Origin of the sequence: Mycobacterium sp. P7213 (assembly GCF_900604305.1) — a bacterium.
Taxonomy (GTDB): Bacteria; Actinomycetota; Actinomycetes; order Mycobacteriales; family Mycobacteriaceae; genus Mycobacterium.
Genome location: NZ_UWOA01000001.1, coordinates 77,582 through 93,417, shown reverse-complemented (window position 1 = coordinate 93,417; position 15,836 = coordinate 77,582). Strand labels below are relative to the sequence as shown.

Annotated in this window: 15 protein-coding genes and 1 pseudogene; 9 read left to right on the top strand and 7 right to left on the bottom strand. The window is 67.3% G+C overall.

Features of this window, described 5'->3' with window-relative positions; genetic code table 11:
* The first annotated feature begins 104 nt into the window (after nt 1–104).
* Nucleotides 105–668, top strand: a complete 564-nt coding sequence (locus EJK91_RS22100; RefSeq protein WP_024441926.1) for an LGFP repeat-containing protein — start codon at nt 105–107, stop codon at nt 666–668.
* A 66-nt stretch (nt 669–734) separates the two neighbouring features.
* Here EJK91_RS22100 and EJK91_RS00405 read toward each other — a convergent pair whose 3' ends face one another.
* The 3 genes from EJK91_RS00405 to EJK91_RS00395 are packed head-to-tail and all read right to left on the bottom strand — an operon-like array spanning nt 735 to nt 3,542.
* On the bottom strand, nt 735–1,832 hold the full coding sequence (locus EJK91_RS00405; protein WP_125077963.1) for an adenosine deaminase: 1,098 nt from the start codon (nt 1,830–1,832) through the stop codon (nt 735–737).
* Between the two features lie 7 nt (nt 1,833–1,839).
* Nucleotides 1,840–3,138: a thymidine phosphorylase gene (locus EJK91_RS00400; protein ID WP_125077962.1), complete on the bottom strand. Its 1,299-nt coding sequence runs from the start codon at nt 3,136–3,138 to the stop codon at nt 1,840–1,842.
* Complete coding sequence (locus EJK91_RS00395; protein WP_164517839.1) at nt 3,135–3,542, bottom strand: cytidine deaminase; 408 nt, start codon at nt 3,540–3,542, stop codon at nt 3,135–3,137. Before EJK91_RS00395 ends, EJK91_RS00400 begins: the two co-directional genes overlap by 4 nt.
* Before the next feature lie 239 nt (nt 3,543–3,781).
* Here EJK91_RS00395 and sdhC point away from each other — a divergent pair, with 239 nt between their 5' ends.
* From sdhC to EJK91_RS00365, 6 genes and pseudogenes are all read left to right on the top strand, one after another.
* Nucleotides 3,782–4,219 (top strand): succinate dehydrogenase, cytochrome b556 subunit, encoded by a 438-nt coding sequence (sdhC, locus tag EJK91_RS00390; protein ID WP_164517846.1) that lies wholly within the window; start codon nt 3,782–3,784, stop codon nt 4,217–4,219.
* Entirely contained in the window at nt 4,216–4,683 is a 468-nt protein-coding gene (locus EJK91_RS00385) for a succinate dehydrogenase hydrophobic membrane anchor subunit (RefSeq protein ID WP_024441931.1), read from the top strand. Before sdhC ends, EJK91_RS00385 begins: the two co-directional genes overlap by 4 nt.
* Nucleotides 4,684–4,716: 33 nt before the next feature.
* Nucleotides 4,717–6,471: a succinate dehydrogenase flavoprotein subunit gene (gene sdhA, locus EJK91_RS00380; RefSeq protein ID WP_024441932.1), complete on the top strand. Its 1,755-nt coding sequence runs from the start codon at nt 4,717–4,719 to the stop codon at nt 6,469–6,471.
* Complete coding sequence (locus EJK91_RS00375; protein ID WP_231384114.1) at nt 6,471–7,340, top strand: succinate dehydrogenase iron-sulfur subunit; 870 nt, start codon at nt 6,471–6,473, stop codon at nt 7,338–7,340. The genes sdhA and EJK91_RS00375 overlap by 1 nt, the downstream gene beginning before the upstream one ends.
* A gap of 100 nt (nt 7,341–7,440) precedes the next feature.
* Nucleotides 7,441–8,283 carry a 3-oxo-5-alpha-steroid 4-dehydrogenase gene (locus tag EJK91_RS00370; protein WP_125077961.1) on the top strand — a complete coding sequence of 281 codons (843 nt, stop codon included), beginning with the start codon at nt 7,441–7,443 and terminating at the stop codon, nt 8,281–8,283.
* A gap of 4 nt (nt 8,284–8,287) precedes the next feature.
* Nucleotides 8,288–8,914, top strand: a pseudogene (locus EJK91_RS00365) (carboxymuconolactone decarboxylase family protein); the annotation flags it as partial.
* On the opposite strand, the gene EJK91_RS00360 reads toward EJK91_RS00365, so the two are convergent.
* Nucleotides 8,902–9,369 carry a PPOX class F420-dependent oxidoreductase gene (locus EJK91_RS00360; RefSeq protein WP_125077959.1) on the bottom strand — a complete coding sequence of 156 codons (468 nt, stop codon included), beginning with the start codon at nt 9,367–9,369 and terminating at the stop codon, nt 8,902–8,904. The pseudogene EJK91_RS00365 and the gene EJK91_RS00360 sit on opposite strands and share 13 nt — an antisense overlap.
* 13 nt (nt 9,370–9,382) lie before the next feature.
* Nucleotides 9,383–10,312: a sigma-70 family RNA polymerase sigma factor gene (locus tag EJK91_RS00355; protein WP_064890920.1), complete on the bottom strand. Its 930-nt coding sequence runs from the start codon at nt 10,310–10,312 to the stop codon at nt 9,383–9,385.
* A 52-nt stretch (nt 10,313–10,364) separates the two neighbouring features.
* Between EJK91_RS00355 and EJK91_RS00350 the strand changes: the two genes are divergently transcribed.
* Nucleotides 10,365–11,357 carry an SMP-30/gluconolactonase/LRE family protein gene (locus tag EJK91_RS00350; protein ID WP_125077958.1) on the top strand — a complete coding sequence of 331 codons (993 nt, stop codon included), beginning with the start codon at nt 10,365–10,367 and terminating at the stop codon, nt 11,355–11,357.
* Between the two features lie 81 nt (nt 11,358–11,438).
* On the top strand, nt 11,439–12,671 hold the full coding sequence (locus tag EJK91_RS00345; protein WP_125077957.1) for a D-alanyl-D-alanine carboxypeptidase family protein: 1,233 nt from the start codon (nt 11,439–11,441) through the stop codon (nt 12,669–12,671).
* 55 nt (nt 12,672–12,726) lie between these two features.
* Here the strand turns inward: EJK91_RS00345 and EJK91_RS00340 are convergent, their stop codons facing one another.
* Both EJK91_RS00340 and EJK91_RS00335 read right to left on the bottom strand, forming a co-directional pair.
* Nucleotides 12,727–13,842 carry an NDMA-dependent alcohol dehydrogenase gene (locus EJK91_RS00340; RefSeq protein ID WP_125077956.1) on the bottom strand — a complete coding sequence of 372 codons (1,116 nt, stop codon included), beginning with the start codon at nt 13,840–13,842 and terminating at the stop codon, nt 12,727–12,729.
* On the bottom strand, nt 13,839–15,818 hold the full coding sequence (locus tag EJK91_RS00335) for a hypothetical protein (RefSeq protein WP_164517837.1): 1,980 nt from the start codon (nt 15,816–15,818) through the stop codon (nt 13,839–13,841). The genes EJK91_RS00340 and EJK91_RS00335 overlap by 4 nt, the downstream gene beginning before the upstream one ends.
* Nucleotides 15,819–15,836 lie beyond the last annotated feature (18 nt).

Sequence of the window (15,836 nt, the reverse complement as noted above, 5' to 3'; positions counted from 1 at the left end):
CAATTCATTGCCGAGCGGTCATATTCACGACTAACATCTGGCCCGATAACACTCGGGCCGAGCCGTGCGGTTTGCGGGGGCCTTCCAATTCGAAAGGACTACACATGCGCAAGGCGACACAGCGGGCCGCAGCAGTATCCGCAGCAGTTTTGGGAGTCGCGCTGATCGGCACGGGTTGCAACGGCACCGCCAAGGAGAAGACCAGCGAAGCCCTGAGCTCGGCCAGCTCGGTTGCGTCCTCGGCCAGCTCGGTGATCTCGTCCGCGGTCAACTCGCCGTCAGAGGAGAGTGCCGCCAGCTCGACCGTGATCACCGGGGCCGACGGCAAGGAATACACCGTCTCCGGGCCGATTCTGGCCAAGCTCGATTCCCTGGACGCGACCGCCAAGCAGGATCTGGGCGAGCCCACCGGTGCCGAGCAGAAGAACCCCGACGGCGGCATCTACCAGCAGTTCGACGGCGGCGTGATCGTTCACACCACCCGTTCTTACGTGGTGTGGGGCAAGATCCGCGACAAGTGGAACGAGCTGGGCGGTTCGCAGGGCAAGCTCGGCTACCCGACCAGCGACGAGACCACCAACGCTGACGGGTCCAAGCAGACCACCTTCGAGCACGGCATCATCACGTGGAAAGAGGGCGACCCCGAAGCCACTGTCACCGAGCACTGATACCTGGATCGAAGGCCGGGCAATCGCCATCGCGATTGCCCGGCCTTCGCCGGTTTCGCCGGTGAATCAGTCGACTATTGCGGCATATTGCGGCTTGATCACTTCTTCGATGATCTGCACCCGCTGATCGAACGGGATGAACGCCGACTTCATCGCGTTCACCGTGAAGCGCTGCAGATCGGTCCAGCCGTACCCAAAGGTCTCGGCCAGCACCAGCATCTCCTTGCTCATCGTGGTGTCGCTCATCAGCCGGTTGTCGGTGTTGATCGTCACCCGCAGCCGAGCCCGGGCCAGCAGATCGAAAGGATGCTCGGCGATGCTGTCTACCGCCCCGGTCTGCACATTGGAGCTCGGGCACAACTCCAGCGGGACCCGCTTGTCACGCAGGATCGCCGCCAGCCGGCCCAGCCGCACCGTCCCGGCTGGATCTTCCGGGTCGACGGTGATGTCGTCGGTGATGCGCACCCCGTGCCCCAGCCGGTCGGCCCCGCAGAATGCGATTGCCTCGTGAATGGAGGGCAGCCCGAAGGCCTCGCCGGCGTGAATGGTGAAGCGCGCGTTGTGGTCACGCATGTACTCGAACGCGTCCAGATGCCGGCTCGGCGGATAGCCGGCCTCGGCGCCGGCGATATCGAAGCCGACCACGCCCTTGTCGCGGAACCGGATGGCCAACTCGGCGATCTCGCGGGACAGCGCGGCGTGGCGCATGGCGGTGACCAGGCAGCGCACCGTGATCTCCCGGCCGGCGGCCGCCGCATCGCGCTCGCCGTCGGCAAACCCGGCCAGCACCGCATCGGTGACCTCGTCGAACGACAACCCGCCCTCGATGTGCAGTTCGGGCGCGAATCGCACCTCGGCGTAGACGACGGCGTCGGCGGCCAGATCCTCGACGCATTCGCGGGCAACCCGGTGCAGTGCGTCGGCGGTCTGCATCACGGCCACGGTGTGGCTGAACGGTTCGAGATAGCGCTCCAGCGAGCCGCTGTGCGATCGGGTGCGGAACCAGGTCGCCAGCGCCTCGGGATCGGTCTCGGGAAGGTCGTCGTAGCCGACTTGGCCGGCGATGTCGACGACGGTGGCCGGGCGCAGGCCGCCGTCCAGGTGATCGTGCAGCAGCGCCTTGGGGACCCGCCCGATGGTCTCCAGGCTCACTGGTGTGCTCATGGCTTCATCATGGGTTCGCCTCGATGATCAGGGGACGCGGCAGCGGCGGTGTGTCGCCGACGCGGTAGTCGCCGAGTTCGGCCAACGCCGGGACGATCCGCTCGGGGGTCTCGGTGTACAGCGTGAACAGCGTGTCGCCGGCCGCCACCGGGTCGCCGGGACGGCGGTGAATCCGCACCCCTGCCCCATGTTGCACCCGCTCGCCCGGCCGGGACCGGCCCGCGCCGAGGCGCCATGCGGCCAGGGCCACCGCCATCGCATCGATGTCACCCATGAAGCCGCCACGCCGCGCGGTCACGGTCTCGGTGCACGCTCCCAGCGGCAACGGCACGCCCAGATCCCCGCCCTGGGCGGCGACCATCGCAGCGAATCGGTCCATCGCCGTGCCGTCACGCAGGGCCTGCTCCGGGTCGGCGCCGTCGATCCCGGCCAGTGCCAGCATCTCGCTCGCCAGCCGCACTGTCAGTGCCACCACATCGGCCGGACCGCCACCGGCCAGTACGTCGAGGGCTTCGGCCACCTCGATGGCGTTGCCGACCGCGCACCCCAGTGGCGTGCTCATCTCGGTGAGCAGGGCTCGGGTGGCGACCCCGTGCGCCGCGCCCAGCCCGACCATCATCCGGGCCAGTTCCCGGGCCTGCTCGACGGAGCGCATGAACGCGCCCGACCCGACTTTGACGTCCAAGAGCAGGGCTGCGGTGCCCTCGGCGAGCTTCTTGCTCATCACCGAACTGGCGATCAGCGGTAGGGATTCCACGGTGGCGGTGACGTCGCGCAACGCGTAGAGCTTGGCGTCGGCCGGCGCCAGAGTTCCGGCGGCGAAGACCGCCGCGCCGACGCCGGCCACCTGCTCGCGCAGCCGTGCCGTGGGCAGCGCCACCTCGAAACCCGCGATCGATTCCAGCTTGTCCAGGGTGCCGCCGGTGTGGCCCAGGCCGCGCCCCGACGCGCTGGGCACCGCAGCTCCGCAGGCGGCAACGACGGCGACCAGCGGCAGGGTGATCTTGTCGCCGACTCCGCCGGTGGAGTGCTTGTCCACCGTTTTCAGGGGCTTGCCGTCGCGGGTCAGGCCGGTGAAGTCCATCCGCTCCCCCGAGGCGATCATCGCCGAGGTCCAGCGCACCGTTTCAGCCGCGTCCATCCCACGCAGGTAGATGGCCATCAGCAACGCCGCCATCTGCTCTTCGGCGACCAGACCCGCGGTGTAGCCGTCAATCAGCCAGTCGATCCCGGCGTCGGGCAGCCGGTGGCCGTCACGCTTGAGGGCGATCAGCGTCGGGGCGTCGAAGGAGGTCAGCGCGGTCATGGCAGCGCGGTTCTCGGCAGGAAGTCGGGCCCGAAGGCGTCCGGCAGCAGCTCGGCCAACGGCCGCGGCCCCGCCGGGTGGTCGATAAGCAGCTCGGGACCGCCGTGTTCGAGCAGGATCTGGCGGCATCGGCCGCACGGCATCAGCAGGTTTCCGTCGGCGTTGCTGCACGACAGCCCCACCAGCCGTCCGCCGCCGGCGGCGTAGAGGCCGCAGACCACTGCGCACTCGGCACACAGGCCTAGCCCATATGAGACATTTTCCACATTGCAGCCGGTGACGACGCTGCCGTCGTCGGTCAGCCCGGCCGCGCCCACGCGCAGTCCCGAGTACGGCGCGTAGGCATTAGCCGCAACATTGATTGCATTGCGCCGCAACCCATCCCAGTCAATATCGTGCGACATTCAACAGATCTCCGCTTCGCCTGAGCGCACCACATCACCTCGTCCGTCAGTCAGCAACGATCAAATTTGAGCGTAGCCGCAGACCTTGACTACTCGTCAGTAACTTCTTCGTGGTCGTTTCGGACCTGGAGATGGGTTTAGAGTCCTTGCCGAGGTTTATTGACAGCGATGGCGTTGCGGAGCGACCGTACGCAAGGTATAGCCGGGCGCAGCGGGTCGCTGCAGAAAATTTGGAGGCGCTGATGACGGCGACATCCGCCGATGCGACTGCGCTGCCGGGGGCGCGGTCGGATGCGACGCGATTCCGGCGGCAGAGTCTGTACAAGGGCGACCCGGGAATGTGGGCGTTCGCGCTGCACCGGATCACCGGTGCGACGATCTTCTTCTTCCTGTTCGTCCACGTGCTCGACACGGCCCTGGTGCGGGTAAGCCCGGAGGCCTACAACGCGGTGATCTCGACCTACAAGACCCCGCTGGTCGGCCTGATGGAGCTGGGCCTGGTGGCCGCGGTGCTGTTCCACGGTCTCAACGGGGTCCGGCTGATCCTGATCGACTTCTGGTGGCAGGGCACCCGCTGGCACCGCCAGATGCTGGTGGCCGTCGGCGCCATCTGGCTGGTGGTAATGGTCCCGGTCGTGGTTCGGATCGGCATGCACATGGTGGAGCGGTTCCTATGAGCACAACTGACGTGCAAGGCAGCCGGGGCCCGGTAGCCCCTGTTCGCGGCCTGGACCGCGACCGCCCGGCCAGTCTCGGCGACCCGCGCGCGCCGCAGCGGCACAGCGGGATGCCCAACTTCGAGAAGTACACCTGGCTGTTCATGCGGTTCTCCGGAGCCGTGCTGATCTTCCTGGTGCTCGGGCACCTGTTCGTCATGCTGATGTGGCAGAACGGCGTGTACCGCATCGACTTCAACTACGTGGCGGAGCGCTGGCACTCACCGTTCTGGCAGGTCTGGGACCTGGTCCTGTTGTGGCTGGCGGAACTGCACGGCGGCAACGGCCTGCGCACGATCATCGGCGACTACACCCGCAGCTCTCGCAGCCGGTTCTGGCTGATGACGCTGCTGGCGGTGTCGATCGTCTTCACGCTGGCACTGGGCAGCTACGTGCTGCTGAGCTTCGACGCGAACATTTCTTGACGGCAGATTCGGTAGCGAACGGGTGATATCGCGGTGATTCAAGAACATCGATACGACGTGGTGATCGTCGGTGCCGGCGGCGCCGGGATGCGCGCGGCCGTCGAGGCCGCCCCGCGGGCCCGCACCGCGGTGCTGACCAAGCTCTACCCCACGCGCAGCCACACCGGCGCGGCCCAGGGCGGCATGTGCGCCGCGCTGGCCAACGTCGAGGACGACAACTGGGAGTGGCACGCCTTCGATACCGTCAAGGGCGGGGATTACCTGGCCGACCAGGACGCGGTGGAGATCATGGCCAAGGAGGCCATCGACGCCGTGCTGGACCTGGAGAACATGGGCATGCCGTTCTCCCGGACCCCGGAGGGCCGCATCGACCAGCGCCGGTTCGGCGGGCACACCCGCGATCACGGCAAAGCCCCGGTGCGCCGCGCCTGTTACGCCGCCGACCGGACCGGCCACATGATCCTGCAGACGCTGTACCAAAACTGCGTCAAGCACGGCGTGGAGTTCTTCAACGAGTTCTACGCGCTGGACCTGGTGCTCACCGAGACGCCGTCGGGCCCGGTGGCCACCGGCATCGTTGCCTACGAGCTCGCGACCGGCGACATCCACGTCTTCCACGCCAAGGCCATCGTGTTCGCCACCGGCGGCTCGGGCCGGATGTACAAGACCACCTCGAACGCGCACACCCTGACCGGTGACGGCCTGGGCATCGTGTTCCGCAAGGGTCTCCCGCTCGAAGACATGGAGTTTCACCAGTTCCACCCGACCGGTCTGGCCGGACTGGGCATCCTGATCTCCGAGGCGGTGCGCGGCGAGGGTGGCCGGTTGCTCAACGCCGACGGTGAGCGGTTCATGGAGCGCTACGCCCCGACGATCGTCGACCTGGCGCCGCGCGACATCGTGGCCCGCTCGATGGTGCTCGAGGTGCTCGAGGGCCGCGGCGCCGGACCGAACAAGGACTACGTCTACATCGACGTGCGTCACCTCGGCGAAGAGGTGCTCGAGGAGAAGCTGCCCGACATCACCGAGTTCGCCCGCACCTACCTGGGCGTGGACCCGGTCAAGGAGTTGGTGCCGGTCTACCCGACCTGCCACTACGTGATGGGCGGCATCCCGACCACCGTCACCGGCCAGGTGCTGCGCGACAACACCAACACCGTGCCGGGTCTCTTCGCCGCCGGCGAATGCGCCTGCGTCTCGGTGCACGGCGCCAACCGGTTGGGCACCAACTCGCTGCTGGACATCAACGTGTTCGGCCGCCGTGCGGGTATCGCCGCCGCCGAGTACGCCAACGCGCACGAGTTCGTCGAATTGCCGAAGAACCCCGCCGACATGGTGGTCGGCTGGGTGTCCGACATCCTCTCCGAGCACGGCAACGAGCGGGTGGCCGACATCCGTGGCGCGCTGCAGCAGTCGATGGACAACAACGCCGCGGTGTTCCGCACCGAGAAGACCCTCAAGCAGGCACTGAGCGACATCCACGCGCTCAAGGAGCGCTACGCCCGGATCACCGTGCACGACAAGGGCAAGCGCTTCAACTCCGACCTGTTGGAGGCAATCGAGCTGGGCTTCCTGCTGGAGCTGGCCGAGGTCACCGTGCTGGGTGCGTTGAACCGCCAGGAGTCTCGCGGCGGACACGCGCGCGAGGACTACCCCAACCGGGACGACGTCAACTACATGCGTCACACCATGGCCTACAAGCAGGGCTCCGAACTGATCGCCGACATCCGGCTGGACTACAAGCCGGTGGTGCAGACCCGCTACGAACCGAAGGAACGGAAGTACTGATGTCCTCCTCAGCTGACTCCGGTTGCTGCTCGTCCGAGGGCGGTTGCTGCTCCCCCGGGCCGTCGAGCGCTGCACCGGCGGCGTTGGTCGACTCTGCCCCCGCCGGTGACCCGCCGCTGCCCCCGGTCCCCGAGGGCGCGCAGATGGTCACGCTCAAGATCGCCCGCTACAACCCGGAGAACCCGGACGCCTACGCCGCCACCGGCGGCTGGCAGAGCTTCCGGGTTCCGGCACTGCCGACCGACCGGCTGCTCAACCTGCTGATCTACGTGAAGAGCTACCTGGACGGCACGCTGACCTTCCGCCGGTCCTGCGCGCACGGCGTGTGCGGCTCGGACGGGGTGCGGGTCAACGGCAACAACAAGCTGGCCTGCAAGCTGCTGATGCGCGACATTCTGCCCAAAAAGCCGGGCAAGGAACTGACGCTGACCATCGAGCCGCTGCGCGGGCTGCCGGTGGAAAAAGACCTCGTGGTCAACATGGAACCGTTCATGGATGCCTACAAGGCGGTCAAGCCCTACCTGATCACCTCGGGCAACCACCCCACCCGCGAGCACATCCAGAGCCAGACCGACCGTGCACGCTACGACGACACCACCAAGTGCATCCTGTGCGCCATCTGCACCACGAGTTGCCCGGTGTACTGGAGCGAGGGGGCCTACTTCGGGCCGGCCGCGATCGTCAACGCCCACCGGTTCATCTTCGACAGCCGCGACGAGGCTGCCGCCGAGCGCCTGGACATCCTCAACGAGGTCGACGGGGTGTGGCGCTGCCGCACCACGTTCAACTGCACGGATGCCTGCCCTCGCGGTATCGAGATCACCAAGGCGATCCAGGAGGTCAAGCGAGCGCTGATGTTCGCTCGCTGACGTTTTCCCGCGACCGACGTGAAGCCCCCTTTCCGACACGAATTGGGGGCTTTCACGTCTGGTCGGAGGCTTGGCCGACCACCGTGATAGGACACTGACCATGCACTGGTACACCGGCAACACCGTCTACGACACCGTCCTGACCGCAGCGTTCGCCTTCGCGGCATTCGTGATCGTCGGCGGCTACTTCGGCCAGAGCTCCTACGGCCGGTTCTCGACGACCAAGCTCGGCTTGAACCTGAACCCCAAGTTCGGCTGGTGGCTGATGGAGATCCCGGCGACCGTGGTGTTCTTGGCCGCCTACCTGAGCGGGCCGGCCCGCTTCGAACCGGCGTCGCTGGTGCTGGCCGGCATCTGGGCGCTGCACTACGCCAACCGGGGCTGGTTCTTCCCGCTGGCGATCCGCCAGATGCCCGGCAAGCGCAGCACCTTCAATATCTCGGTGGTGGTGATGGGCATGCTCGTCACGTCCATGCACGGCTACCTCAACGGCGCGCTGTTCAGCCACGACTACCTTCACCAGTACGGCACCGGCTGGCTGACCGACCCGCGCTTCCTGGTGGGCCTGGCGGTCTACCTGTGCGGGTTCGCGCTGCTGGTCAACTCCGAGTCGATCGTGCGCAACCTGCGCGACAAGAACACGGTCCGGCGGCGGCCCGCTGCACCCGGCTCCGCCGAGTTTGCGACCGCCGCGCCCGGCGGCGCGGAGTACCGGATTCCGTTCGGCGGCGGCTTCCGCTTCGTCACCAGCCCGGCCTACCTGGGCGAGATGATGGCGTGGGCCGGTTTCGCGATCTTGACCTGGGCGCTGCCCGGCGTCGCCATCCTGCTGATCACCGCCGGCAACCTCATCCCGCGCGCCCTGCAGACCCATCGGTGGTACCAGGAGAAGTTCGTCGACTATCCGACCGACCGCAAGGCGCTGGTTCCCTTCCTGATCTGAGCCGTCACACTTCGGCGGGCCACCCCGTCTAAGGGGTATGACTACCAAACCTCGCATCGACCCACTGCCGCCGATGCGCACCAACATGCTGGTGCGCGCCATGTATCGCTACGCCAAGCGGCGCTTCGGTGAAGTTCCTGAGCCCTTCGCCGTCGCCGCGCATCATCCGCGACTGCTGGTGGCCAACGCGGTGCACGAAGTCCTGCTGCAGTCCGCGTCGCGCAAGCTGCCGGCCGGCCCGCGGGATCTGGCGGTGTTCTGGACCGCCCGCACCGTCGGTTGCTCGTGGTGCGTGGACTTCGGGTCCATGCTGCAACGCCTGGAAGGCATCGACACCGACCGGCTGAAGCACATCGATGACTACGCGACCTCCCCGCTCTACAGCGACGACGAGCGGGCCGCGATCGCCTACGCCGACGCGATGACCACCGATCCGCATTCGGTCACCGACGAGCAATTCGCTGACCTGCAGCACCGGTTCGGTGACGCCGGGGTGATCGAGCTGACCTACCAGATCGGGGTGGAGAACATGCGGGCACGGATGTACGCAGCGCTGGGCATCACCGAGCAGGGCTTCAACTCCGGCGACGCCTGCCGGGTGCCGTGGGCCACCGAGGATCAACGAGGCTGACTCGCCGGAGTAATCTCGATGTAGGCGATCGGGATGCCTGCTGCCGCGCTGCCCTTGTCCAGACCGCACTCGAAGATCCGCATCACCGGACTCCAGTTGGCGGCGATAGCGTGTTCGGCGAGCGCATCGCCGGACCCGGGCAGAATCCGGGCGATCGCGGCCACCGGTTGCCCTGCGGGTTTGCCGCGCAGGCTACTGGGAACCACAACGACGTTGGGGTTGTTGCGGATTCGCTTGACCTTGCCGGTGGACGCGTCGGTGCGGACGTAGAGCTTTCCGGCTGCGAGACCGTGATTGATCGGGCTCGGCACCGCCTCCCCCGACCGTTTGAACGTGACCAGCAGGATCTGCCGGGACTTGTCGAAGCCGGTGAAGTCCGTTCCGGTGGCGTCGGCGATGTCAAAGGCATCGCGGTGGCGCATCTTGTCCATGGCGCGAAACATCAACGCGCCCATTTTCTTTGAGATGCTATTGGCCACGTTCTTCCTCCGATCGGTTGGCGGGGCGCAGCGGGGACCCGGTGAACTTGTCCGGGTTGGCGATATCCCAGATCGCCACCACTCGCCCGTCGCGCACCGTCATCGCGGTGACGCGCGGCATCAGCTCGGGGAACCCGTCCGCGCCGGGGGCCCCCGGGGTGTAGGCGCCGAGTTCGCCGTTGACCAGGGCCAGCTGGTTCGCGGTGATCAGGGTCGGGCCGTAGCGGCGGGCCAGGCCGAGCAGGAACCGCGCCACCTTCTTATGCCCCCGAATGACCCGCGGGGCGGTCGGCGCCCGGCGGTTCGCGTCGCCGGTGAACGTCACGTCGGGGTGCAGCAGCGCCACCACGGCCGCCAGATCGCCGGACGCCATCGCGGCCATCAGTGAGCCGACCGCCTCCTCGTGGCGCGGATCGGGCCGCGGCGGCGGATCAGCGGTGACGGCCTTGCGGGCACGCGATGCCAGCTGGCGGGCTGCGGCTTCGGTGGTGTTGAGCACCCCGGCCACCTCGCCGAACGGCACCGCGAACCCGTCGTGTAGCACAAACGCCACTCGCTGATCGGGAGTCAGCCGCTCCAGCACCACCATGGCGGCGAACCGGGCGTCTTCACCGGCCACCACAGACGACAACGGATCGGCGTCGTCGTCGATGGTGGTCACCACCGGTTCGGGCAGCCACTCGCCGACATAGGACTCACGACGCCGCGCCGCCGAACGCAGCCGGTCCAGGCCGAGGCGACTCACCACCGTGGTCAGCCACGCCCGCGGGTCGACGATGTGGTCACGTTCGGCGGCGTCGAACCGCAGCCAGGCGTCCTGCACGATGTCCTCGGCATCGGCGAACATGCCGGTGAGCCGGTAGGCCACCGCCAACAGGTGAGGCCGCAGCGCCTCGAAATCCTCCACCGATGCGGTCATCGCCACCAGCCTAGGCCTGCCTCGACTAAGGGCGTTGCGACACAATGCAGGAGTGTCCAAGCCGCGCATCGACCCCGTCCGCTGGCAGCCGCCTGGATCGCGGCCGTTGCCCCCGCCGGATTCCACCCCGACACTGACCCTCATCGATATACCCGGTATCGCGCCCGAGGACGTAGTCGCCGCGGCCGACGGCAGCATCTGGACCGGGGTCGAGGACGGCCGCATCATCGCCGTCGACTCGGCAGGCGGCGCACCACGGGTGGTGACCGACACCGGCGGGCGCCCGCTGGGCCTGGCCTTCACCCGCGATCACCGACTGCTGATCTGTGACAGCCACCGCGGCCTGCTGCGTTATGACCCGCAGACCCAACAGCTGGAGACCCTGGTCAGCGAGGTAGGTGGCCGGCCGCTGACATTCTGCTCCAACGCCGTCGAATCAGCCGACGGCACAATCTATTTCACCGAATCCACCAGCCGGTTCCGCTACGAGCACTACAAGGGCTCGGTAGTCGAGGCCCGCGGCAGCGGATCGCTGCTGCAACGCAGTCCCGACGGCGCGGTGCGCGTGCTGGCGGCCGGGTTGCATTTCGCCAACGGTGTGACGCTGACCGCCGACGAATCGGCCGTGGTGTTCGCCGAAAGCACCGGCCGGCGACTGTCCAAGTACTGGCTGACCGGCCCGCACCGCGGTTCGATCACGCCGCTGGTAGAGGAGCTGCCCGGCCATCCCGACAACATCTCGACCGGGACCGACGGACGGATCTGGGTCGCGATGGTCTCCGATCGCAACGCCCTGTCGGACTGGCTGAGCCCTCGTGCGCCGGTCCTGCGTCGGCTGTTGTGGCGGCTACTGCCCTATCGCTGGCTGCCCGACCCGAAATCGGTGGTGTGGGTGGTCGGCTTCGACGCCGACGACGGGCGGGTGCTGGCCCAGTACCGCACCGAACACCCCGACTTCGGGCTGGCCACCGGAGTGGTGGAGGCCGACGGCCGGCTGTGGATGGGCCGGATCGCCGGGCCGGGCCTGGCGTATTTCCAGCTATAGCCTCCAGCTGTAACTTCCGTCCCACCAGCCACAGCGTGGCTCCCCATATTTGCCCTGCCCTTGCCCTACCCTGCACACACGATGACTTCTCTGCGCTCGGTGTCAGCCCTGGTGGCGGTGGGTTTTCTCGCCACGGCTCCCCTGGTCGCCCCTGCCGCCGGGGCGGATCCCACCCCCGGCCTGAACGCGGGAACGGTCGGCTGCCCGTATCAGGTCAACACCCCGCCCGCGGTAGACGCCTCCGAAGTGCCCCAAGCCGGCGCGCCCCCGCTGCCGTTGCCCGTGCCGGCCACCCCGGTCGGCGGCGAGGCCCTGGCCGGCTGCGGGATCGTGGCCGCACCCGACACCCCGCCAGTGCCCAGCGAGGTCTCCGCCGAATCCTGGCTGGTGGCAGACCTGGACAGCGGCGCGGTAATCGCGGCCCGCGATCCGCACGGCCGGCACCGGCCCGCCAGTGTGATCAAGGTGCTGACCGCGATGGCGGCACTGAACGAGCTGGACCCCAACATGGTGGTTCTCGGCACCCAGGAAGACGCCAACGCCGAGGGCACCCGCGTCGGCGTCGGCCCCGGCGGCCGCTTCACCGTCGACCAATTGCTGCACGGCCTGCTGATGGGATCGGGCAACGACGCCGCGCACGCCCTGGCCATGCAACTCGGCGGCTGGGATGTGGCGCTGCACAAGATCAATACCCTGGCCGCGCGGCTAGGCGGCCGCGACACCCGTGCCGCCACCCCGTCCGGGCTGGACGGGCCCGGCATGAGCACCTCGGCCTACGACATCGGACTGTTCTACCGCTACGCCTGGAACAACCCGGCGTTCACCAACATCGTCGCGACCCGCACCTTCGACTTCCCGGGCTACGGCGACACACCCGGCTACCAGCTGGAGAACGACAACCAGCTGCTCTACAACTACCCAGGCGCGCTGGGCGGCAAGACCGGCTACACCGATGACGCCGGGCAGACGTTCGTCGGGGCCGCGACCCGGGACGGGCGCCGGCTGGTGGCAGTACTGCTGCGCGGCACCCGGCAGCCGATCCCGCCCTGGCAGCAGGCCGCGCAGCTGCTCGACTACGGCTTCTCCGTCCCGGCCGGCACCCGAGTCGGGACGCTGATCGAGCCCGACCCGTCGCTGGTGGCGGCCCGAGGCCCGGCCGACGCCCCGAACCCGCAGGCCATGCTGTTGCCGCCGTCCGACGACACGGTGCCGGTACGCGTCGGGGTGGCCATCTTCGGAACGATCGTGGTTTTCGGACTCATCATGGGCGCCCGGGCGGTGAACCGCCGCCCCGGTAGGGGCTCGGCATGGTGATCCGACGCCAATTGGTACGCGCCATTCGCTGCGCACCCCCTGCTGCGCTGACCGATCATGCTCCGGAGTGCAGCACGATTCCGCGAATGTTCTTGCCGTCCCGCAGATCCTGATACCCCTGGTTCACGTCTTCGAGCCGGTACCGAGCGGTGACCAGCTCGTCGAGGTTGAGTTGACCGGCGTCGTAGAGCCGCAGCAGCCGCACGATGTCGTACTGCGGGTTGGCCGAGCCGAACAGTGATCCCTTGATGGTCTTCTCCATCAGCGTCAGCATCATGCCCGAGACATGGACCGTCAGCTTCTCCGGGCTGGCTAGGCCGACCACGATCACGGTCCCGCCCTTGCCGACGACGTCGAACGCCGCCGAGATCACTTCCTCCTCGACGGTGCCGACAGTAACGATCGCCTGGTCCGCACCCTGCCCCCAAGACAGTTCGTGGACCTTCTCGGCGGCCTCGCTCGCCGATGAGAATGCATGGCTGGCACCGAATTTCAGTGCCGTCTCGCGCTTGAACTCCACCGGGTCGACCACGATCACGTACTTGGCGCCCGAGTGCAGCGCGCCCTGCACGGTGTTGATACCGATACCGCCGACGCCGTAGACGACCGTGATGTCCCCGGGCCGGACGTTGCCGGCGTAGGCGGCCGCACCCCATCCGGTGGGGACTCCGCAACCGACCAGCACAGCGGTCTCCAGCGGCAGCCAGTTATCGATCTTGACCACCGAATGCTCGGAGATGACCGCACGTTCGGAGAACGTGCCCAGCATGCACATGGCGCCGAATTCCTTGCCGGCACCGCGGAATCGGAATGTCCCGTCCGGCATGCAGCCGTCCAGGATGGTAGCGCCCATGTCGCAAAGGCTTTGGCGGCCGGTGGCACAGTAGCGGCATTTTCCGCAGCTGGGGATGAACGAGCACACCACGTGATCACCGGGGGCTACCTTCGTCACCCCGGGACCGACGTCCTCGATGATCCCCGCGCCCTCATGCCCGCCGACGATCGGATACCGCGGTGGCAGATCTCCGTCGGTCAGGTGCAGATCCGAATGACACAGGCCGGCAGCGACATACCGGATCAATACCTCCCCGGGGCCGGGGCCGTCGAGATCGAGTTCCATGATCTCGAACGGCTTGCCCGGCTCCAGCAGTACCGCCGCAGTGGTTTTCACAGCGTCATTCCCGTGAGTGCCTGCGCCAGCGTGTCGTTGAGCTCCGACAGCTGCGCCCACAGGGTGTTGGTCAGCTCGGTGTCGTCGGTCGCGTTCAGCAGCCCCACCGACAAGTCATCGCGCGCGTTGAGGAAGCCGGCGGTGATGCTGGTGGCCGGGTCGAACAGTGCGTCGTTGATGACGGAGCCAAACGCGTTGAAGCTGGACAGCAGGTTCGACGAGTCCGACCAGTACTCGCCGGTCTGCATCGCCGCGAAGGTCTGCTCGGTGAGGTGCTGTAGTTGCAGCCCGGCCAGCACGCTCGGCAACTCGACATCCTTGATCATCAGCGGCAGGTTGTTGATCAGCGCGTTGAAGCTGCCTTCGGGGTTGGCCAACACGTTGTTGAACACGCCTGCCCAGTTGGGCCCGAGTTCCGGCGACACCATCCGGTCGAAGACCGACGGCACCGTGTCCTGCCCGCCGAACAGCTGGGCAAAGGTGTCCGCGCCGATCGCTGCCTTGATCTGGCCGATCTGCAGGTTGTCCCAGAGCCAGTTGATGTTCGACGACTGGTGGAAGGAGTAGCCGTACTCGAGCAGCCGCTCCTGGGCCAGCGCCGCGTACTCCTCCGGGGTGACCGTCGGCATGTCCGCCGGCAGGTAGTCCTTGACGTCGGAGATCGGCACCACGGTGGTCTCGATGTTGGGGTTGGTGATCGTTCCGGACACGTCCTGCCAGCGCAGCAGGACACCACCATTGGTCAGGTCGCCGATGTTCACCCAGTTCGCGTAACCGGGGTTCTCGCCGCTGAGGATGTAGTAGGTGTAGCCGTCGTTGCCCTGGAAGATCTGGGTGCTGTTCAGGCTGCCCGTCACGCTGGCGAACGGAACGTATTGTCCCCATTCGTTGGTGACCTGCAGGCCGTGGTAGCCGGCCTCGAGCTCGGGCACCTTGAGCACCAGCGCCTGGCCCGGCTCCAGCGCAAAGTTGCCCATGCTGCTGACCTGACCCGGCAGGGTCAGTCCCGGGATGTTGGCGGCGGTGTCGCCGAGCTTGCTGAACTCGTTCGGGTCGTTCAACAGCGGGTACTGGATCTGGTGGTAGTAGGTGTCGGACATGTTCACCAAGGGCAGCACCTTGCCGGTGATACCCAGAATGGTGCCGATCTGGTCATCGTTGAGCCACGGAACGCTCTGCTCTGCACCGTCTTTGACGATATGGACGTCGTTGTGGATCTGGCCCCAGTCCCCTACGGTGTCTCGCACCAGCAGCGAGGTCGCGCCGGCGCTGCTGAACCAGTTGGCCCCGTTACCGGGGTCTGTGGCGCTGACGATGATGGTGTAGCTGCCGTCCGCGTTAGGGGTCGCGTCGGCGAAGCTGAAGCTTGCCATCGGCGCGAAATTCGATTGCACGACGCTGCCGGAGTAGGTGGCCAGCCCGCCGCCGATGGACCCGTCACCGGGGTGCACCGTGATGGTGTAGCTGCCGTTCGGGTCCAGCGGCATCAGGCCGTACTGGTTGTCCGGGTTGCCGTAGATCAGGTACGACTGCGGGTCGGTGCCCGAAGCGTTCCACATGAACGGGGCCGCCGTGTAGGCAGTCCCGTTGATCTGCGGGAAGTCCGGCAAGCCGGGGAATTTCAGCGTGCCCGCGTTGAACTGGGACAGGATGATCGACAGGGTGGTCGCCGACATGTTCTGTACGTACTGCGGCAGCATGCCATCCGACGCTCCGTGATTGATGAAGTCGAACAGCGGGCTGTTGGCGTCGAAGTCCGCGATCTGGGCCTGGGCCTGCTCCAGGGCAGCGACCGCACCCTGCAGGGCGGCGGCCTCGGCGGCCGCGTGCGGCGCGGCCAGCGCCATGGCCAGCCCGCCGGCGGCCATGCTGCCGGCCACGCCGGCGACGCGGACCAGCCGGCGGGAGCGCTGACGGCGCTCCGCCCGGTTGGCGGGGGTGAAGGTAGGACGGTTGGTGACTGCGACGTGTGCCATGTGATTCTCCAAAAGGGG